Here is a 19,041-nt window from a genome sequence, read left to right as displayed (position 1 = left end):
GTGGCGATCGAAGAGATCCTCGATCTCGAGCAACTCGAGGTCAACATCTACCGCGGCAGCGTGTTCAGTCCGTTCTCGGCCGACAACCAGCGCACCTTCGGCGGGCACGTCGCCGGGCAGGCGCTGGTGTCGGCGGTGCGCACCGTGAACCCGAAGTTCCAGGTCCATTCCCTGCACGGCTATTTCCTTCGGCCCGGAGACGCCAAGGCCCCCACGGTTTTTCTGGTCGAACGCGTGCGTGACGGCGGTTCGTTCTGTACGCGGCGGGTCAATGCGGTGCAGCACGGCGAGACCATCTTCAACATGTCGGCGTCGTTCCAGAGCGAACAACGCGGCATCGAACACCAGAACGCGATGCCCGGCGCACCCGACCCGCAGGACCTGCCCGACATCGCCGCGATGAAGGCCTTCGACGACGCGGGCTTCAAGGCGTTCGCCGAATGGGATCTGCGCCGGGTGCCGCGCAAATCGCTGCCGCACATTCCGGGCAAGGTTGCCGAGCAGCAGGTCTGGTTTCGCCACCGGGATCGGTTGCCCGACGACCCGGTACTGCACATCTGTGCGCTGGCCTATATGAGCGACCTGACTTTGCTGGGCTCCGCCTGGTCGATCCACGCGGGCGACCGCGACCACCTGCAGGTGGCCTCACTGGACCATGCGATGTGGTTCATGCGTCCCTTCCGGGCAGACGAGTGGCTGCTCTATGACCAGTCGTCGCCGTCGGCGGGCGCCGGCCGGGCGCTGACCCAGGGCAAGATCTACAACCAGGACGGGGACATGGTGGCGGCCGTCATGCAGGAGGGGCTGACCCGATACCCGTCCGGATACACCCCCGCCGGTCAGTGAGCGGCCCGCGCATCGGCGTGCTCGCACTACAGGGCGATGTGCGCGAACACCTCGCCGCAGTTGCGGGCGTCGGCGCCGAGCCGGTGCCGGTGCGTCGCCGTGCGGAACTCGACGCCGTCGAGGCGCTGCTGCTTCCCGGTGGGGAGTCAACCACCATGAGTCATCTGCTGCGGGAGCTGGAACTGGTCGATGTGCTGCGGGCCCGGCTGGCCGACGGGATGCCGGCCTACGGTTCTTGCGCGGGAATGATCCTGTTGGCGAGTGAGATCGTCGATGCCGGCGCCGACGGGCGTGCCGCCATCCCGTTGGCCGGCATCGATATGACGGTGCGGCGCAACGCTTTCGGACGACAGGTGGACTCCTTCGAGGGCGACGTGAGCTTCGCCGGACTGGCCGAGCCGGTGCACGCGGTGTTCATCCGGGCGCCCTGGGTGGAGCACGTCGGGCCCGAGGTGCAGGTGCTGGCCGAGGTCGCCGGGCATCCGGTCGCGGTGCGACAGGGCGGCGTGCTGGCCACGTCGTTTCACCCGGAGGTGACCGGGGATCGTCGGATCCACCGGCTGTTCGTCGACATCGTTGCCGGGCAGGCCTGAGCTAGCCGGCGGGCCGCACCGTGACGGTGACGGTGTCGGCGCCGTCGTTCGATGCGATGGTCAGCACGGCGGCGTTGGGATCCGACACCACGCGGCCGCCGGTGACACTCACCTGATAGCCGTTCGGGTATTCGACCAGCGGCGTGGAGATGGTGGTCCTGGACCCGGCATCGAAACTGCCCAGGCCGTCGGCCCGCTCGGTGGAGTAGCTGAACTGGAAGGTCCCGGTTGTCGAGTCGAACGACCAGGTAGTCGGCGTACCCGAAATCTCCTGCGGGTACGGGGCGGCCAGCGTTGCCAGCTTCTCGGCGTCGACGTTGTCACCGGTGGGGGGCTGGTCGGGGTCACGGACCAGCCATCCGTAGCCGCCGCCGGTGGTGGTGATGTCACCCTTGTCGGTGTACTCCCACTCCGCCCAGCCGAAGCGGTACTGGTCGGCGATCTTGAGCATGTCGCTGATGTGTGCGTAGTCGTTGGTGGATCCGAACTCACTCAGGAAGACCGGGATATTGTGTGAGTTTCCGTACTGCACCGCATTGCTCGCACTCTGGGCGCCGAGTCCGAACCCGGGCAGGAACTTGTCGGCGTAGTCGTGGAACGACAGCACGGTGTTCGGGTCGTCGACGGTGCCCAGGGTCAGCGGCAGCCCGTTGGTGGTGAGCAGGTCCGGTTCGAAGTACACCGATGTGCTCGGGTCGACGGACCTGATCGCCGAGATCACCTGGTTGTAGAACGGCGTCAAGATCTGGGCGCCGAAGTAGGAGCCCACTCCGTTGCTGCCTCCCCAGGGTTCGTTCATGATCTCGTAGCCGGCCACGTCCGGGTTGCCGTTGAAGTAGTCGGCGATGTACTGCCACGTCAGCGCGTAGTGGTTGAGCAGCCCCACTTCATCCGGGCTTTCGCGTTGGACCACAGCGCATCCCAGGCGGCGTACTGGGCCGGGTTGAAGAAGTAGTCGAGCGGGAAGCCCAGGTTGAGGTTGGGCATGCCACCGGTCTGGGTCGCCCACTCCGGCGCGCCCTCCCCGCCGAACACGCTGCTGTAGCTGTCCTGGTGCATGTCGAGAATGAGGCGAATGCCGTGGCTTGCCAGGGTCTGCACGGTCTCGTTGATCGAGTCGAGGTAGTCGCGATCGAAGACGCCTGGCTGCGGTTCCACGCCGGCCCAGATGACGCCCAACCGCACCACGTTGAACCCGTTGGCGGCGAGGAATTGCGCGTCGTCGTCGCTGAAGCCGCTCGCCGAAGGCGTGAACGGCGGCAGCTTGTACACCTGGTTGAGCCCGTGCAGCATGACGACGCGGCCGTCGCTGTCGGTGATCCAACTCCCGGTGACGCCCAGCCCGCCGTCGGTGGCGACCGGTGGCCCGCTCGCCAGGGTGCCGAAGTGGCCGACCGTGCCGTGGCTGCCGAGGATGCCGCCGTTGCCGCCCGCTCCGCCGAGCGCGGGCAGGCCGCTGGCGGTGTCGCCGTCGCCGGCGTTGCCGCCGTCGCCGAACAGCCAGCCGCCGACGCCGCCGTCACCGCGCGCGCACCGGCGCCCCCGTCACCCCCGTCGCCACCGTTACCGAAGAGGCTCAGCGCCGCCCCGCCGTGGCCGCCGGCCTCACCGCTCCCGGTGGCGTCCCAGCCGTCGCCCCCGTCGCCGAACAACAAGCCTCCGTCGCCGCCATTGGGGTTCTCGGCCGTTCCGGCGGCGCCGTTCACCGATCAGATAGAGCCCGGAGAGCTGGTTGACGACGCCGGCGATCTGCTGCCCGAAATCGCTGTTGACCCACTCCTCGATACCGGTGTGCAGGGGTTAGATGACCCACTGCTGAAACGACGCCTCGGCGGCGGCCGCGAACATGTCCGGGTCGGCGAACCAGGCGCCGATGTCGAAATCCTCGGCGCAGGCCTGCGGTGCAGTGGTCAACGAGGCGATTCCGACGGCCAGGAAGGCCCCGACCGCCGTCCCCGCGCCGGTGACCCGACGCCGAGCATTCTTAGATTTCACACTGCGATTGCACAGGTTGTCGGGGGCATAAAGACCTCCACAACGTTGTGAGTGATCTCATAATTATCACGGTTATCGCCGGCGCGAGCGTGATTGGCGCAGCAAGTACCGCGCACGGTGCGGCCGCACCGACACGGTGGCCGTAGACTCGGCACGCGAACTTTTCTCCAGTAACAGTGAGGTAGGGCGGCATGAGCGGCCATTCCAAGTGGGCCACCACCAAGCACAAGAAGGCCGTCATCGACGCTCGTCGCGGCAAGAACTTCGCTCGGTTGATCAAGAACATCGAGGTCGCGGCGCGCGTCGGCGGTGGTGACCCGTCGGGCAACCCCACGCTGTATGACGCCATCCAGAAGGCCAAGAAGAACTCGGTTCCCAACGACAACATCGAGCGGGCGCGCAAGCGCGGTGCCGGTGAGGAAGCCGGCGGCGCGGACTACCAGACCATCACCTACGAAGGCTACGGACCCAACGGGGTTGCGGTGCTCATCGAGTGCCTGACCGACAACCGCAACCGCGCCGCCAGCGAGGTGCGGGTGGCGATGACCCGCAACGGCGGCACCATGGCCGACCCGGGCTCGGTCGCCTACCTGTTCAGCCGCAAGGGCACGGTCACGCTGGAGAAGAACGGCCTGACCGAGGACGACGTGCTGGTCGCGGTGCTCGATGCCGGCGCCGAGGATGTCAACGACCTGGGCGAGAGCTTCGAGGTGATCTCCGAGCCGGGCGATCTGGTGGCGGTGCGCACCGCGCTGGTCGACGCCGGCATCGACTACGACTCGGCCGAGGCCAGCTTCCAGCCGTCGGTCAGCGTCCCCGTCGACGTCGAAGGCGCCCGCAAGGTGTTCAAGCTGGTCGAGGCGCTCGAAGACAGCGACGACGTACAGAACGTCTGGACCAACGTCGACCTGTCCGATGAGGTGCTGGCCGCCCTCGAGTCCGAGTAGCGCCAGTGGCGACGATTCATTTCATCTCGGGACTGCCCCGGTCGGGCTCGACGCTGCTGGCTGCGCTGCTGCGGCAGAACCCGCGATTCGAAGCCGGGATGTCGGGCCCGCTGGCCGGATTGTTCGGCGCCCTGCTCGGCGAGATGAGCGCCCGCAACGAGTTCTCGGTGTTCATCGACGACGCCAAGCGGGAGCGCATCCTGCACGGGCTGTTCGACAGTTTCTACGCCGACTGCCCAGCCGACGTGGTCTTCGATACCAACCGGGGGTGGTGCGGCTGGATGGCGGCGGTCTCGCGGCTGTTCCCGGACGCCAAGGTGATCGCCTGCGTGCGGGAGTTGCCGTGGGTGGTCGACAGCATCGAACGGCTGATCCAGCGCAACGTGTTCACGCCGTCGTCGATCTTCGGCTTCAACCCCGGTGGCACCGTCTACACCCGCGCCAACGGCGTGGTGGGACAAGACGGCATGGTCGGCGCGGCCTACGACATGCTCAAACAGGCCTGTTTCGGCGCACAGCGCGACCGGCTGCTGGTGGTGCAGTACGAGACGCTGACCGCCGAGCCGGCCCGCACCATGCGGGCCATCTACGACTTCATCGGTGAGCCGATGTTCGAGCACAGCTTCGACCACATCGACTACGACGTCACCGACTTCGACGAACGGGCCGGCACGCCGGGGTTGCACACGGTGCACAGTGAGGTCAGGGCGCAGCCCCGCGAGACCATCCTGCCCCCGGACCTGTTCAACCGGTTCGTCAACGATGCGTTCTGGCGCGACCCGGCCGCCGTCCCGGCGGGCTTGCGGGTGGTGTGACGGCGGTACGATCCGCTGCCGCCCCGCGTGTCCTGCCCGGGACTGTCGCCCCCGCCCGCTACTGTTCGAACAGATGTTCACTACGGTAGGGAGTTGGCGGTGCGGGTGATGGGTGTCGACCCCGGGCTGACGCGCTGCGGGTTGTCGGTGGTGGAGGGCGGCAGCGGACGCCAGGTCATCGCCCTGGACGTCGACGTGGTGCGCACCCCGGCCGATCAGCCGCTGCCGCAGCGACTGCTGATCATCAGCGACACCGCCGAGCACTGGCTCGACACCCACCGCCCGGACGTCGTCGCCGTCGAGCGGGTGTTCTCCCAGCAGAACGTCTCCACCGTGATGGGCACCGCCCAGGCGGGCGGCGTGATCGCGGTGGCGGCGGCCCGGCGCGGCATCGACGTGCATTTCCACACCCCCAGCGAAGTCAAGGCCGCGGTGACCGGCAACGGCTCGGCCGACAAGGCGCAGGTGACCGCGATGGTCACCAGAATCCTCGGATTGCAGCAGAAGCCCACACCCGCCGACGCGGCTGACGCGCTGGCGCTGGCGATCTGCCACTGCTGGCGTGCCCCGATGATCGCGCGGATGGCCGCCGCCGAGGCAATGGCCGCCGAGCAGCGACGCCGCTATGCCGCCAAGCTCAAGGCGGCTCGGGCATGATCGCCTCGGTGCGCGGTGAGGTCATCGACATCGCACTCGACCATGTGGTGATCGAGGCGGCCGGTGTCGGCTACAAGGTGATGGCCACTCCGGCGACACTCTCGACGCTGCGTCGCGGCACCGAATCCCGGTTGATCATCGCGATGATCGTGCGCGAGGACTCGATGACGCTGTACGGATTCCCCGACGCCGACGCGCGGGACCTGTTTCTGACGTTGATCGGGGTGTCGGGGATCGGGCCCAAAATCGCGCTGGCCGCGCTGGCGGTCTACGACGCGACCGCGCTGCGCCGGGTGCTGGCCGACGGCGACGTCACGGCGCTGACGCGGGTGCCCGGGATCGGCAAACGTGGCGCCGAGCGCCTGGTGCTGGAACTGCGCGACAAGATCGGACCGGTGGCGGCCCCCGACGGGGCCGTGTTCAACGGCCATGTGGTGCGCGCACCGGTGGTGGAAGCCCTTGTCGGCCTGGGGTTTGCGGCAAAACAGGCCGAAGACGCCATCGACAAGGTGCTGGCTGAGTCTCCGGACGCCAGCACATCCGACGCGCTGCGCACCGCGCTGAGCCGGCTGGGGAAGATCAAGTGAGCGAACCCGGCACGGCGGATGACCGCGAGGTGTCGCCGGCGTTGACGGTCGGCGACGGCGATGTCGAGGCGGGCCTGCGCCCGCGCAGCCTGGCCGAATTCATCGGCCAGCCCCGGGTGCGCGAGCAGTTGCAGCTGGTGATCGAGGGCGCCAAGAACCGTGGTGGCACACCGGATCACATCCTGCTGTCGGGTCCACCCGGGCTGGGCAAGACGTCGCTGGCAATGATCATCGCCGGTGAACTGGGCAGTTCGTTGCGGGTGACGTCGGGGCCCGCGCTGGAACGTGCCGGCGACCTGGCTGCGATGCTGTCGAATCTGGTCGAGCACGATGTGTTGTTCATCGACGAGATCCACCGCATCGCCCGGCCGGCCGAGGAGATGCTTTATCTGGCGATGGAGGATTTCCGGGTCGACGTCGTGGTGGGCAAAGGACCTGGGGCGACGTCGATTCCGCTGGAAGTGGCGCCGTTCACGCTGGTCGGGGCGACCACCCGCTCCGGTGCGCTGACCGGCCCGCTGCGGGACCGGTTCGGGTTCACCGCGCACATGGATTTCTATGAGCCGGCCGAGCTGCAGCTGGTGTTGGCCCGATCGGCGACGATCCTGGGCATCGAGCTCGGCGACGAAGCGGCCGCCGAGGTTGCGCGGCGCTCGCGGGGCACCCCGCGGATCGCCAACCGGCTGCTGCGCCGGGTGCGGGACTACGCCGAGGTGCGCGCCGACGGGGTGATCACCCGCGACGTGGCCAAGGCCGCGCTGGCCGTTTACGACGTCGACGAGCTGGGTCTGGACCGGCTCGACCGGGCGGTGCTGTCGGCGTTGACCCGAAGTTTCGGCGGCGGCCCGGTCGGGGTGTCCACCCTGGCGGTCGCGGTGGGCGAGGAAGCGGCCACGGTGGAGGAGGTCTGCGAACCGTTTCTGGTGCGCGCCGGGATGGTCGCGCGCACGCCGCGGGGCCGCGTCGCGACGCCGGCGGCCTGGACGCATCTGGGCATGGTCCCGCCGGCCGGAGCCGCCGGGCTGGGCATACCGCCCGGTTACGGGGAGCAGGGACTGTTTGAGACCGACTGAACGGCCCGGTTACAGCTTGCCCAGCTCGCCGGCCAGCACGTCCAACCCCTCGGCCAGCAGTTCGTCGCTGATGGTCAGCGGCGGTAGCAACCGCAACACATTGCCGAACGTGCCGCAGGTCAACACGATCACGCCGGCCCGGTGGCAGGCCGACGCCAGCGCCTTGGTCAGCTCCGCGTCCGGTTCGGTGCTGTCGCGCCGCACCAACTCGACGGCGATCATGGCGCCGCGGCCGCGAACATCGGCGACGCGGTCATCGTCGGCCTGCAGCCGGCCCAGTCTCTCGAACACCAGCCGCTCGATCTGCCGGGCGCGGCCCACCAGATCGTCGGCGGCCACGGTGGCGAACGCCCCCAGCGCCGCCGCACACGCCAGCGGGTTACCGCCGAACGTCCCGCCCAGGCCGCTGACGTGGGGAGCGTCCATGATCTCGGCACGACCGGTGACCGCCGCCAGCGGCAGCCCGCCGCCGATGCCCTTGGCGGTGCAGATCAGGTCGGGCTCGATGGGTTCGTGTTCGCAGGCGAACATCGCCCCGGTGCGTGCGAACCCGGTCTGCACCTCGTCGGCGATGAAGACCACGTCGTTGTCGCGGCACCATGACAACAGTGCGGGCAGGAAACCCGGTGCCGGAACGATGAACCCGCCCTCGCCCTGGATCGGTTCGATGACCAGCGCGGCCAGGTTGTGGGCGCCGATCTGGTTCTCCAGCACAGCGATGGTGCGCTCGGCGGCCCGCTCGCCGTCGCTGCCCAACTCCTTGTCGATCAGGGCGTCACGGTAGGGGTAGGAGGTCGGTGCGCGGTAGATGTCGGGCGCGAACGGCCCGAACCCGCTCTTGTACGGCATCGACTTGGCCGTCAGTGCCATCGTCAGGTTGGTGCGGCCGTGGTAGCCGTGGTCGAACGCCACCACCGCCGACTTGCGGGTGTAGGAGCGAGCGATCTTGACGGCGTTCTCCAGGGCTTCGGCGCCGGAATTGAGTAGCAGCGAACGCTTCTCATGGGCGCCGGGGGTGAGCCGGTTCAGCGCTTCGGCGACGGCCACATATCCCTCGTAGGGCGTGACCATGAAGCAGGTGTGGGTGAATTCACCGGCCTGCTCGCGCACCCCTTCGACGACGCGCGGTGCGGCGTTGCCGACGGTGGTCACCGCGATGCCCGAGCCCAGATCGATCAGCCGGTTGCCGTCGACATCCTCGACGATGCCCCCGCCGGCGCGGGCAGCGTAGACCGGCAGCGTGCTGGCCACGCCGCGAGCGACGGCCGCCGCGCGGCGGCTTGCCAGCCGCACCGAACCGGGGCCGGGAATCTCGGTGGCCAGGTGACGGCTCTGCTGCAGTGGCGACACAGACATGGGCTGTCTCCTCAGCGGTTGTTGCGGCGGTTCAGACTTGGCCGAGTGGCCGGCAGGCATTGCCGAACGGGTTCCACCATTCGCCGGGCGGGCAGTCCAGCGGCGTGGGGCCCTGGCCGAGGGGCATGCAGGTGTTGGTGCTCGGCTCCCAGTACTGGCCTTCCGCGCAGTCCAGCGGCGTGGGGCCCTGGCCGAGTGGCATGCAGGTGTTGGTGCTCGGCTCCCAGTACTGACCGCCCGGGCAGTCCAGCGGTGCCGCCGATCCGACGGCGGGCATCGCGATCGCACCTACCGCCAGGGGGGCCGCCGCCAGCGCAACGGCGGTAGCCAGACCACATGCGAAATTCCTCATCGCCGACCTTCCCTCGAGACTTCTGACCCCCGATTTCTCCCACAGCCTAGGGGGCCAACCGCAGTACCGACTCGAAGTCGTGCGACACAATGGCAGACTGTTGTCATCACAGCCGCCGTCGCACGTGAACCGGCGCGCAAGACCAGTACCTGAACTCGAAAGATCGGTTGTCGTCATGAATAGCATGGTTGCCTTCCTGCCGCTGCTCATCGTCATGGGCGCGTTTATGTTCTTCGCCTCGCGGCGGCAGAAGCGTGCGATGCAGGCCACCATCGACCTGCACGAGTCACTGCGGGTGGGGGACCGGGTCCACACCACCTCCGGGATGGAGGCCACGATCACCGGTATCACCGACGACAACGTTGATCTGGAGATCGCGCCCGGCGTGGTGACCACCTGGATGAAGCTGGCGATCCGCGACAAGATCGAGCCGGAGGACTTCACCGCCGACGCGGCGGTCGAGCAGGCCACCGAAGACGCCTAGCGACGATCGCGAGCGCGGCGGAGCCGGGCGCAGCGGGTCGTCGCCATGAGTCCAGCGACGATCGCGAGCGCGGCGGAGCCGGGCGCAGCGGGTCGTCGCCATGAGGCCGGACGCCGACGCGCCCAACGCCTGCCCGACGAGCGAGCCCGGCAGCCGGGCACGTACCCTTTTGCGGGTGCAGTCGAACTGATCGTCGGGAACGGACCGAGCGCGGACCAGCCCCGACGACCGCGAGTGCGCATCGTGCAATGAGCGAAGGAGACTGAAGCAACGTGGCATCGCCTTCGGCGCCGGTGCGCCCTGCCCGCAGTCTGGCGGTGTTCCTGGCAATGCTCATCGGTGTCTACCTGCTGGTGTTCCTGACCGGAGACAAGCTGGCCGAGCCGAAACTCGGCATTGACCTGCAGGGCGGCACTCGCGTGACGCTCACTGCCCGCACCCCGGACGGCTCCGCCCCGACCCGTGACGCGCTCAACCAGGCGCAGCAGATCATCAGCGCGCGCGTGAACGGCCTGGGCGTGTCGGGCTCCGAAGTCATCATCGACGGCAGCAACCTGGTCATCACGGTGCCCGGCAGCGATGGCAACGAAGCGCGCACCCTCGGGCAGACAGCCCGGCTCTACATCAGGCCGGTGATCAGCGGGGTATCGGTGGAGGAAGCCAAGCAGGCCGGCGGCGGTCAGATGCCGGGACTTCCCGGCGGACCCCGGCAACCCGGCCTGCCGCCGGGAATCCCCGGTGTCCCCGGCGGTGTGCCCGGTGTCCCGGGCGGTGTGCCCGGTGTCCCGGGCGGTGTGCCCGGTGTCCCGGGCGGTGTGCCCGGTGTCCCGGGTGGCAGCCCCGGCCTGCCCGGGTTGCCGGCCACCGGTGGCCAGCTCCCGTCGGGCGAATCGGGCCTGCCGGGCGGCTCCGGTGCAGGCGGCGAGGGTGCCCTGGGCGGCAACGGCGGCCCCCTTCAGCAACCGCTGTTCCCGCCGGCTCAGCCGCGGCCCTATCCGCAGGAACCGGCTCCCGCTCCGGGCACCACCTCGGAGAGCCCCGAACCGGAGGACACCACCGAGACCACAACGCCGGGCGTCTCCGAGACCCCGGGGCCCACTCAACCGGGCGCACCGGCCGAGCCGCCGATCCCGGGTGCCCAACTGCCGGGCCTGCCCGGTCTGCCGGGCATGCCGGGCATCCCGGGCCAGCCCGGCCAGCCGCAGGGCCTGGCGGCTCGCATCGCCGCCGAGAAGCGGTTGCGGCAAAGCGACAACAAGGTGGTGCAGGCGCTGGCGCTGCAGATCCAGGCCAGCCGCTGCGACAAGGAAGACATCCTGGCCGGCAATGACGACCCGGACCTGCCGCTGGTGACCTGCTCCCAGGACCATCAGACCGCCTATCTGCTGGCGCCGTCGATCATCAGCGGTGACCAGATCGCCGACGCCAGCTCGGGCATGGACCAGCGCAGCGGCTCCAACATCGTGCAGGTGCAGTTCAAGAGCGGCGCTGCCGACGTCTGGGCCGACTACACCGCGGCCCACATCGGCACCCAGACCGCGTTCACGCTGGACTCGCAGGTGGTCAGCGCACCGCAGATCCAGGAGGCCATTCCCGGCGGTCGGACCCAGATCACCGGCGGCTCGCCGGGGTTCACTCAGGACGAGGCGCGCCAGTTGGCCAACGTGTTGAAATACGGTTCGCTGCCGCTGTCGTTCGAGTCCTCGGAAGCCGAAACCGTCTCGGCCACACTGGGAATGACGTCGCTGCGGGCCGGCCTGATCGCCGGCGCGATCGGCCTGCTGCTGGTGCTGGTGTATTCGCTGCTCTACTACCGGGTGCTCGGGGTGCTCACCGCGCTATCGCTGGTGGTCGCCGGCGCCATGGTCTACGCGATCCTGGTGCTATTGGGCAGATACATCAACTACACGCTCGACCTGGCCGGCATCGCCGGCCTGATCATCGGCATCGGCACCACCGCCGACTCCTTCGTGGTGTTCTTCGAACGCATCAAGGACGAGATCCGCGAAGGCCGGTCCTTCCGCTCCGCGGTGCCACGCGGATGGACCCGGGCCCGCAAGACCATCGTGTCCGGCAACGCGGTGACCTTCCTGGCCGCGGCGGTGTTGTACTTCCTGGCGGTCGGCCAGGTGAAGGGCTTCGCGTTCACGCTGGGGCTGACCACCATCCTCGACCTGGTGGTGGTGTTCCTGGTGACCTGGCCGCTGGTCTATCTGGCGTCCAAGTCGCCGACGCTGGCCAAGCCGAGCTACAACGGCCTCGGCGCGGTGCAGCAGGTCGCACGTGAGCGGCGGGCGGTGGCGAGATCGGGTGGCAGACCCGCAGCCAAAACGGGCGCGCGGGTGACCGCCCAGTCGACGGGACAGGGATAGCCAGATGGCCAAACCGAGCACCAGCAGCGGCGCGAAGCGCGCCACGAAGTCCGCGAAAGACGAGGCAGGCGCGGTCGAACTCACCGAGACCGGCACCGCCGTGGAGGAGACGGCCCGCAAGACCACCGGCGCCCCGCGGCCGCCGCAACACGGCTTCCTGTCGCGGCTCTACACCGGCACCGGCGCGTTCGAGGTCATCGGTAAGCGGCGGATGTGGTACGCGATCAGCGGCGCGATGGTCGCGATCGCCATCCTGAGCATCCTGATCCGCGGCTTCACCTTCGGCATCGACTTCGCCGGCGGCACCAAGGTGTCGTTCCCGCGCGGTGACACCTCGGTCACCCAGGTCGAGCAGGTGTTCCGCGACACCGTCGGCAGCAGTCCCGAATCGGTGGTCGTGGTCGGCAACGGCAGCTCGGCGACCGTGCAGGTCCGCGCCGAGACGCTGACCAACGAGCAGACCGATAAGCTGCGCGACGCACTGTTCGACGCGTTCCAGCCGGTCGGCCCCGACGGGCAACCCAGCAAGCTGGCGATCAGCGACTCGGCGGTGTCGGAGACCTGGGGTGGGCAGATCACCCAGAAGGCCGTGATCGCGCTAGTGGTGTTCCTGCTGCTGGCGTCGCTCTACATCACCGTGCGCTACGAGTGGTACATGACCCTGGCGGCGATGATCTCGATGGTCTTCGACGTCGTCGTCACCGCCGGGGTGTATTCGCTGGTCGGGTTCGAGGTCACTCCCGCCACCGTGATCGGCTTGTTGACCATCCTCGGGTTCTCCATCTACGACACCGTCATCGTGTTCGACAAGGTCGAGGAGAACACCCACGGCTTCGAGCACAAAACCCGGCGCACCTTCGCCGAAGAGGCCAACCTGGCGGTCAACCAGACCTTCATGCGGTCGATCAACACCAGCCTGATCTCGGCGCTGCCGATCATGTCGCTGATGGTGGTCGCGGTGTGGCTGCTGGGGGTGGGAACGCTCCAGGACCTGGCGCTGGTGCAGTTGGTCGGCGTTGTCGTGGGCACCTATTCGTCGATTTATCTGGCCACACCGCTGCTGGTCACGCTGCGAGAACGCACCGAACTGGTGCAGAACCACAACCGTCGGGTGATGCGGCGGCGTAAAGCCGTGGTGGGTTCGAAAACCGCGCCGGCCGACGACGCGGCCGATGTCGACGAGGGGGAGACGACCGAGAACGCGGCCGTCAGCACCGCTGCGACGCCGGCAGCCCCGGCGCCGGGCGCCAAGCCGGTCCGCCCGACCAGCCGGCGCACCCAGCGTCCGACCGGCAAGCCGGGCGCCGGACGGTAACGCCGATGGCGGCCCGCTGGCGGCGCGCGGCGACGTGGGTAGCGGCGACCACCACCGCGTTGGGCGCCTGGTCGGTGTCGGCATGTACCAGCGCCACCGTCGATCAGATCGACTACGCCGTCGACGGCGGCCTGATCACCTACAACACCACCTCGGTGACCGGCGCCGCTTCGGCTGGGCCGCAAGCGTTCTCCCGGACCCTGACCGGCTTCGGCTACCACGGCCCGGACGGGCAGATCGTTGCCGACCACGACTTCGGCAGCATCTCGGTGGTGGGCCGCGCCCCGCTGGTGCTGGACTACCAGATCGCCGAGGCGGCGGTCTACTCCGACGGCAAGCCGATCACCTGTGATGACCTGGTTCTGGCCTGGGCGGCGCAATCCGGGCGGTTCGGTGGCTTCGATGCCGCCAGCCGAGCCGGCTACCTCGATATCGAGCACATCGAATGCCGGCCCGGGGCCAAGAAGGCCCGGGTGTCGTTCTTCCCCGACCGCAACATCGTCGACTACGAGGAACTGTTCACCGCGACGTCGATGATGCCGTCGCACATCCTCAACGACCTGCTCGGGCTGAACATCACCGAGGCGATCCTGGGCAACGAACCGCCGGCCGAGGAGGTCGTGGCCAAGATCGCCCATGCCTGGAACACCACGTGGCAACTCGACGCCAATGCCGATCTGGGGCACTTCCCGTCGTCGGGGCCCTACAAGATCGACTCGGTGCTCGAAGGCGGCGCCGTCGTGCTGGTTGCCAACGACCTGTGGTGGGGCGCCAAGCCGGTGACCAGACGGGTCACGGTGTGGCCGCAGGGCGCCGACATCGCCGACCGCGTCAACAAACGCGTGGTGGAGGTCGTCGACGTGGCGACCGGGTCCGCCGGGTCGGTGATCACCCCCGACGACTACCAGAGCAGCGACAGTCCGTCGGGCGGCATCGAGCAGCTGATCTTCGCTCCCTCCGGCCCGCTGGCGGAGATCCCGGCGCGCCGGGCGGTGGCGCTGTGCACCCCGCGGGATGTCATCGCCCGCGACGCCGGGGTGCCGATGGTGAACTCGCGGCTGAACACGGCCATGGACGACGCGTTCGACCAGGCCGAGAACGTGCCCGAAGCCCAACAGTTCGCCCAGGCCGACCCGAACGCCGCCCGGGACACGCTGGGCGGCAAACCCCTGACGGTGCGGATCGGCTACCGCGGCCCCAACACCCGATTGGCGGCGGTGGTCGGGGCCATCAGTGCCTCCTGCGCGCCGGCCGGCGTCACCGTCACCGAGGTGGCATCCGAGGGCATCGGACCGCAGTCACTGCGGGAGGGGCAGATCGACGTACTGCTGGCCAGCACCGGCGGGTCCACCGGTAGCGGGTCGACCGGATCGTCGGTGATGGACGCCTACGAGCTGTTCAGCGGCAACGGCAACAATCTGTCCGGGTACCACAACGATCAGATCGACGGCATCATCTCCGCGCTGGCGGTGACCGCCGATCCGGCGGACCTGGTCCGGCTGCTGGCCGAGAGCGCCCCGGTGCTGTGGGCGGACATGCCGACGCTGCCGCTCTACCGGCAGCAGCGCACCCTGCTGTCATCGAAGAAGACCTACGGCGTCGCGGCCAACCCCACCCGTTGGGGTGCGGGCTGGAACATGGACCGCTGGGCGCTGCAACAGTGAAAGCCGCCGGGCGGCCGGCCGACGATGTCGCCGGGATCATCGCGTCGTTGACCCGCGAGGTGGCCGACTTTCCCACCCCCGGAATCGCGTTCAAGGACCTGACCCCGGTATTCGCCGACGCCGCCGGACTGGCGGCGGTCACCGCGGCGCTGGCTCAGGTCGCCGCCGGAGTGGACCTGGTGGCCGGCATCGACGCCCGCGGGTTTCTGCTGGCCGGGGCCATCGCCGACCGGCTCCACGTAGGTGCGCTGGCCGTGCGCAAGGGCGGCAAGCTGCCGCCGCCGGTGCTGTCGGAGGCCTACCAACTCGAGTACGGCCAGGCCGTGCTGGAGATCCCGGCCGACGGGATCGGCCTGGCCGGCCGCCGGGTGGTGATCGTCGACGACGTGCTCGCCACCGGCGGTACCCTGGCGGCCGCGCAACGGTTGTTGCGTCGCGCCGGAGCCGAGGTCGCTGCGGCCGCGGTGGTGCTGGAGTTGGCCGATATGGGCGGGCGCGCAGCGGTGGCGCCGCTGCCGCTGCACAGCCTGCTTGCGCTTTAGCCGATATTCTCGTGGTCGGAGGTGAGCGACGTGGGCTCTGAGGAGGGCTTCGAGGTCGAGCGGCGTGAGCAGGAGGGCGGCCAGCCGGTGGCGGTCTTCCAGCCGCCGGACCAGGACTCGCCCACTGAGCGCACCGATCTGCTCAAGGTGCCCACCAGTGCCTCCCGGCGGGTACGGGCCAGGATCGCCCGCCGGATCACCGCCCAGCGCGGCGCGCTCAGCCCGGTGCTGGAACCACTGGTCGCAGTGCACCGGCAGTTCTACCCGAAGGCGAACCTGGCGTTGCTGCAACGCGCCTACGAGGTCGCCGAACAACGGCACGCCACCCAGCTGCGGCACTCCGGGGACCCCTACATCACCCACCCGCTGGCGGTGGCCACCATCCTGGCGGAGCTGGGGATGGACACCACCACGCTGGTGGCCGCACTGTTGCACGACACCGTCGAAGACACCGGCTACACCCTGGAGGCGCTCGCCGGGGAGTTCGGCGACGAAGTCGCCCACCTGGTCGACGGGGTGACCAAGCTCGACAAGGTGGTGCTGGGCACTGCCGCCGAAGCCGAGACCATCCGCAAGATGGTGATCGCGATGGCGCGCGACCCGCGGGTGCTGGTGATCAAGGTCGCCGATCGGCTGCACAACATGCGGACCATCCGCTTCCTGCCGCCGGAGAAGCAGGCCCGCAAAGCCCGCGAGACGCTGGAAGTGATTGCGCCGCTGGCACACCGGTTGGGTATGGCCACGGTCAAATGGGAGCTCGAGGATCTGTCTTTCGCGATCCTGCACCCGAAGAAGTATGAGGAGATCGTGCGGCTGGTGGCCGACCGGGCGCCGTCACGCGACACCTATCTGGCCAAAGTGCGCACCGAGATCATCAACACGCTGGCGAAGTCGAAGATCGCCGCGAACGTTGAAGGCCGGCCCAAGCACTACTGGTCGATCTATCAGAAGATGATCGTGCGGGGCCGCGACTTCGACGACATCTACGACCTGGTGGGCCTGCGAATCCTGTGCGACGAGATCCGGGACTGCTACGCCGCGGTCGGTGTGGTGCACTCGCTGTGGCAGCCGATGGCCGGCCGGTTCAAGGACTACATCGCCCAGCCCCGCTACGGCGTCTACCAGTCGCTGCACACCACGGTGATCGGCCCGGAGGGCAAGCCGCTGGAGATCCAGATCCGTACCCGGGAGATGCACCGCACCGCCGAATACGGCATCGCCGCGCACTGGCGCTACAAGGAGGCCAAGGGCCGCAACGGTGTTCCGCATCCGAACGCGGCCGCCGAGATCGACGACATGGCCTGGATGCGCCAGTTGCTGGACTGGCAGCGGGAAGCCGCCGACCCCGGCGAGTTCCTCGAGTCGTTGCGCTACGACCTGGCTGTCAAGGAGATCTTCGTCTTCACGCCGAAGGGTGACGTGATCACGCTGCCCAATGGCTCGACCCCGGTGGACTTCGCTTACGCCGTGCACACCGAGGTCGGTCATCGCTGCATCGGGGCCCGGGTCAACGGCCGGCTGGTGGCGCTGGAGCGCAAGCTGGAAAACGGGGAAGTGGTCGAGGTTTTCACCTCCAAGGCCCAGAACGCCGGTCCGTCCCGGGACTGGCAGCAGTTCGTGGTGTCGCCGCGGGCCAAGGCCAAGATCCGGCAGTGGTTCGCCAAGGAGCGCCGCGAGGAGGCGCTGGAATCCGGTAAGGACGCGATCGCGCGCGAGGTGCGCCGGATGGGGTTGCCGCTGCAGCGGCTGATCAGCGGTGAGTCGATGGTCGCGGTGGCCCGCGAATTGCACTACAGCGACGTGTCCGCGCTCTACACCGCGGTCGGGGAGAACCACATCTCGGCGCACCACGTGGTGCAGCGGCTGGTGGCCCAACTCGGTGGGGTGGATCAGGCCGAGGAGGACCTTGCTGAGCGCTCCACCCCGCTGACGATCCCGCGCCGCGAGCGGCACACCGACGACGTCGGTGTCGCGGTGCCCGGTGCCTCCGGGGTGCTGACCAAGCTGGCCAAGTGCTGTACCCCGGTGCCTGGCGACGAGATCATGGGCTTCGTCACCCGCGGCGGCGGGGTGTCGGTGCATCGCACCGACTGCACCAACGCCGACGCGCTGCGGCAGCAGGCCGAGCGGATCATCGAGGTCAAGTGGGCGCCGTCGCCGTCGTCGGTGTTCCTGGTGGCCATCCAGGTCGAGGCGCTCGACCGGCACCGACTGCTGTCGGACGTGACCAAGGTGCTCGCCGACGAGAAGGTCAACATATTGTCGGCCTCGGTCACCACGTCGCGGGACCGGGTGGCGATCAGCCGGTTCACCTTCGAGATGGGCGACCCGAAGCATCTCGGGCATCTGCTCAACGTGGTGCGCAACGTCGAGGGCGTCTACGACGTCTACCGGGTGACCTCGGCCGCCTGAGCCCCCCTTGCGCGAGCGCGCTTGTCCCCGGCCCGACACGCCGTTGGACAACCGGGTTTACGCACGCTCGCAGCCGGTGGCTTAGTCGGCCCGCACGGACTTGATCGTCACCTTGGTGGCTGGCGGGCCGTCATCGGGACTGCGGCCACCCGGCGCGACACCGGCCTCCGCGATCTTGTCCAGGGTTGCCAGCCCGTCGTCTTGGATCTTGCCGAACACCGTGTACTGCGGCGGCAGCATCGAGTCCTGATAGACCAGGAAGAACTGACTGCCGTTGGTGCCCGGCCCGGCGTTGGCCATCGCCAGGGTGCCGCGCGGGTAGCGCACCGGTTGCTGCGCGGCCGGGTCGTTCGGCGCGTACTGGTCGGTCGGGTATTCGTTGGCGAACTCATAGCCCGGGCCCCCGGTGCCGTCGCCGGCCGGGTCGCCGCACTGCAGCACACTCAGCATCGGAGACGTCGTCAACCGGTGGCACTGGGTGTCGGCGAAGAAGTCCTTGGCGCCCAGGCTGATGAAACTGTTGACCGTGCAGGGTGATTGGGCGTTGTCGAGCATCAGCCCGATGGGGCCCTGATCGGTCATCATCGACACGCTGACCTCAGCCGGCTCGGTCGGGACCTTTCCGGAGCGCGGCGGCTCGACCGGCTTGCTGGCCGGACGGGCCTTGGGGTACTGGCAGTCGGCGCCCAGGGTGGGCGAGGCGGTGAACTTCGGCAGCTGACCGGGCTCGCCGGGGGACGGCGCCGGAGCGTCGGAGGTCTCCGAGGTCGGGACGGCGTTGATGTTGCCGGTATCGCCGTCGTCGCGCAGCACCACGAACACCACGCCGGCCAGCAGCGCCACGGCCACCACCGCGCCGGCGATCGTCAGTATCCGGCGCTGCTTGCGTGCCGCCTCGGCGCGCTGCTGCACCTGTTCGTCCAGCTTGCGCTTGGCCTGGGCGCGCCGTTCTTCGTTCGTGGACACCGCCGGAATACCTCCCTGGCTTGCGGGTGAGTCGGCTCTACAGTCTGCCAAAGTCTGCCAGCACC

The 19,041-nt window shown here is 68.8% G+C and carries 19 protein-coding genes and 1 pseudogene; 13 read left to right on the top strand and 7 right to left on the bottom strand.

Annotated features, from left to right (window positions below; all coding sequences use genetic code 11):
• Both tesB and pdxT read left to right on the top strand, forming a co-directional pair.
• Nucleotides 1-846 (top strand): acyl-CoA thioesterase II, encoded by an 846-nt coding sequence (tesB, locus tag BST10_RS08560; protein ID WP_083037433.1) that lies wholly within the window; start codon nucleotides 1-3, stop codon nucleotides 844-846.
• Entirely contained in the window at nucleotides 843-1,439 is a 597-nt protein-coding gene (gene pdxT, locus BST10_RS08555; protein ID WP_083037432.1) for a pyridoxal 5'-phosphate synthase glutaminase subunit PdxT, read from the top strand. Before tesB ends, pdxT begins: the two co-directional genes overlap by 4 nt.
• Nucleotide 1,440: 1 nt before the next feature.
• On the opposite strand, the gene BST10_RS24155 is transcribed toward pdxT, so the two are convergent.
• The 4 genes and pseudogenes from BST10_RS24155 to BST10_RS08540 form a co-directional block, all read right to left on the bottom strand.
• Nucleotides 1,441-2,352 (bottom strand): cellulase family glycosylhydrolase, encoded by a 912-nt coding sequence (locus BST10_RS24155; protein WP_264079538.1) that lies wholly within the window; start codon nucleotides 2,350-2,352, stop codon nucleotides 1,441-1,443.
• Entirely contained in the window at nucleotides 2,298-2,732 is a 435-nt protein-coding gene (locus BST10_RS24150) for a cellulase family glycosylhydrolase (protein WP_264079537.1), read from the bottom strand. The genes BST10_RS24155 and BST10_RS24150 overlap by 55 nt, the downstream gene beginning before the upstream one ends.
• A 290-nt stretch (nucleotides 2,733-3,022) precedes the next feature.
• Nucleotides 3,023-3,145: pseudogene (locus tag BST10_RS24280) on the bottom strand (PGRS repeat-containing protein); the annotation flags it as partial.
• 94 nt (nucleotides 3,146-3,239) lie between these two features.
• On the bottom strand, nucleotides 3,240-3,434 hold the full coding sequence (locus tag BST10_RS08540) for a hypothetical protein (protein WP_083037429.1): 195 nt from the start codon (nucleotides 3,432-3,434) through the stop codon (nucleotides 3,240-3,242).
• Between the two features lie 191 nt (nucleotides 3,435-3,625).
• Here BST10_RS08540 and BST10_RS08535 point away from each other — a divergent pair, with 191 nt between their 5' ends.
• The 5 genes from BST10_RS08535 (at nucleotide 3,626) to ruvB (ending at nucleotide 7,513) form a co-directional block, all read left to right on the top strand.
• Nucleotides 3,626-4,381 carry a YebC/PmpR family DNA-binding transcriptional regulator gene (locus tag BST10_RS08535; protein WP_013829312.1) on the top strand — a complete coding sequence of 252 codons (756 nt, stop codon included), beginning with the start codon at nucleotides 3,626-3,628 and terminating at the stop codon, nucleotides 4,379-4,381.
• A 5-nt stretch (nucleotides 4,382-4,386) separates the two neighbouring features.
• On the top strand, nucleotides 4,387-5,196 hold the full coding sequence (locus BST10_RS08530) for a sulfotransferase family protein (RefSeq protein WP_013829311.1): 810 nt from the start codon (nucleotides 4,387-4,389) through the stop codon (nucleotides 5,194-5,196).
• Between the two features lie 99 nt (nucleotides 5,197-5,295).
• A complete protein-coding gene (gene ruvC / locus BST10_RS08525; protein ID WP_013829310.1) occupies nucleotides 5,296-5,853 on the top strand; it encodes a crossover junction endodeoxyribonuclease RuvC in 558 nt (185 codons plus the stop codon).
• Complete coding sequence (gene ruvA, locus BST10_RS08520) at nucleotides 5,850-6,440, top strand: Holliday junction branch migration protein RuvA (RefSeq protein ID WP_013829309.1); 591 nt, start codon at nucleotides 5,850-5,852, stop codon at nucleotides 6,438-6,440. The genes ruvC and ruvA overlap by 4 nt, the downstream gene beginning before the upstream one ends.
• Entirely contained in the window at nucleotides 6,437-7,513 is a 1,077-nt protein-coding gene (gene ruvB, locus BST10_RS08515; protein WP_013829308.1) for a Holliday junction branch migration DNA helicase RuvB, read from the top strand. Before ruvA ends, ruvB begins: the two co-directional genes overlap by 4 nt.
• Nucleotides 7,514-7,522: 9 nt before the next feature.
• Here ruvB and gabT read toward each other — a convergent pair whose 3' ends face one another.
• Together gabT and BST10_RS08505 are read right to left on the bottom strand one after the other, a co-directional pair.
• Nucleotides 7,523-8,863, bottom strand: a complete 1,341-nt coding sequence (gene gabT / locus BST10_RS08510; protein ID WP_041319927.1) for a 4-aminobutyrate--2-oxoglutarate transaminase — start codon at nucleotides 8,861-8,863, stop codon at nucleotides 7,523-7,525.
• Nucleotides 8,864-8,900: 37 nt separating this feature from the next.
• Nucleotides 8,901-9,221 carry a hypothetical protein gene (locus tag BST10_RS08505; RefSeq protein ID WP_083037428.1) on the bottom strand — a complete coding sequence of 107 codons (321 nt, stop codon included), beginning with the start codon at nucleotides 9,219-9,221 and terminating at the stop codon, nucleotides 8,901-8,903.
• 175 nt (nucleotides 9,222-9,396) lie between these two features.
• On the opposite strand from BST10_RS08505, the gene yajC reads away from it, so the two are divergent.
• The 6 genes from yajC to BST10_RS08475 all read left to right on the top strand — a co-directional run bounded on the left by yajC (nucleotide 9,397) and on the right by BST10_RS08475 (nucleotide 18,010).
• A complete protein-coding gene (gene yajC / locus BST10_RS08500; protein ID WP_041318096.1) occupies nucleotides 9,397-9,705 on the top strand; it encodes a preprotein translocase subunit YajC in 309 nt (102 codons plus the stop codon).
• Nucleotides 9,706-9,977: 272 nt separating this feature from the next.
• Nucleotides 9,978-12,077, top strand: coding sequence for a protein translocase subunit SecD (secD, locus tag BST10_RS08495; protein WP_235673610.1), 2,100 nt, complete (start codon nucleotides 9,978-9,980; stop codon nucleotides 12,075-12,077).
• Nucleotides 12,078-12,081: 4 nt separating this feature from the next.
• Nucleotides 12,082-13,392, top strand: coding sequence for a protein translocase subunit SecF (secF, locus tag BST10_RS08490; RefSeq protein ID WP_083037427.1), 1,311 nt, complete (start codon nucleotides 12,082-12,084; stop codon nucleotides 13,390-13,392).
• Between the two features lie 5 nt (nucleotides 13,393-13,397).
• Nucleotides 13,398-15,056 carry an ABC transporter substrate-binding protein gene (locus tag BST10_RS08485; protein WP_013829302.1) on the top strand — a complete coding sequence of 553 codons (1,659 nt, stop codon included), beginning with the start codon at nucleotides 13,398-13,400 and terminating at the stop codon, nucleotides 15,054-15,056.
• Nucleotides 15,053-15,598 (top strand): adenine phosphoribosyltransferase, encoded by a 546-nt coding sequence (locus BST10_RS08480; protein WP_083037426.1) that lies wholly within the window; start codon nucleotides 15,053-15,055, stop codon nucleotides 15,596-15,598. Before BST10_RS08485 ends, BST10_RS08480 begins: the two co-directional genes overlap by 4 nt.
• An 87-nt stretch (nucleotides 15,599-15,685) precedes the next feature.
• Complete coding sequence (locus BST10_RS08475; protein WP_041319925.1) at nucleotides 15,686-18,010, top strand: RelA/SpoT family protein; 2,325 nt, start codon at nucleotides 15,686-15,688, stop codon at nucleotides 18,008-18,010.
• 81 nt (nucleotides 18,011-18,091) lie between these two features.
• On the opposite strand, the gene BST10_RS08470 is transcribed toward BST10_RS08475, so the two are convergent.
• A complete protein-coding gene (locus BST10_RS08470) occupies nucleotides 18,092-18,976 on the bottom strand; it encodes a peptidylprolyl isomerase (RefSeq protein WP_083037425.1) in 885 nt (294 codons plus the stop codon).
• Between the last annotated feature and the right edge of the window lie 65 nt (nucleotides 18,977-19,041).

This window comes from Mycolicibacter algericus DSM 45454 (assembly GCF_002086455.1).
GTDB classification, from domain to species: domain Bacteria; phylum Actinomycetota; class Actinomycetes; order Mycobacteriales; family Mycobacteriaceae; genus Mycobacterium; species Mycobacterium algericum.
This window is presented reverse-complemented; position numbering and strand designations above follow the sequence as displayed.

What these genes read in the sequence shown, in the direction of transcription:
- BST10_RS08485 (WP_013829302.1), top strand. Translation starts at nt 13,398, where the DNA reads ATGGCGGCCCGCTGGCGGCGCGCGGCGACGTGGGTAGCGGCGACCACC.
- secF (WP_083037427.1), top strand. Translation starts at nt 12,082, where the DNA reads ATGGCCAAACCGAGCACCAGCAGCGGCGCGAAGCGCGCCACGAAGTCC.
- BST10_RS08535 (WP_013829312.1), top strand. Translation starts at nt 3,626, where the DNA reads ATGAGCGGCCATTCCAAGTGGGCCACCACCAAGCACAAGAAGGCCGTC.
- yajC (WP_041318096.1), top strand. Translation starts at nt 9,397, where the DNA reads ATGAATAGCATGGTTGCCTTCCTGCCGCTGCTCATCGTCATGGGCGCG.
- ruvA (WP_013829309.1), top strand. Translation starts at nt 5,850, where the DNA reads ATGATCGCCTCGGTGCGCGGTGAGGTCATCGACATCGCACTCGACCAT.
- BST10_RS24150 (WP_264079537.1), bottom strand. Translation starts at nt 2,732, where the DNA reads ATGCTGCACGGGCTCAACCAGGTGTACAAGCTGCCGCCGTTCACGCCT.
- BST10_RS08505 (WP_083037428.1), bottom strand. Translation starts at nt 9,221, where the DNA reads ATGAGGAATTTCGCATGTGGTCTGGCTACCGCCGTTGCGCTGGCGGCG.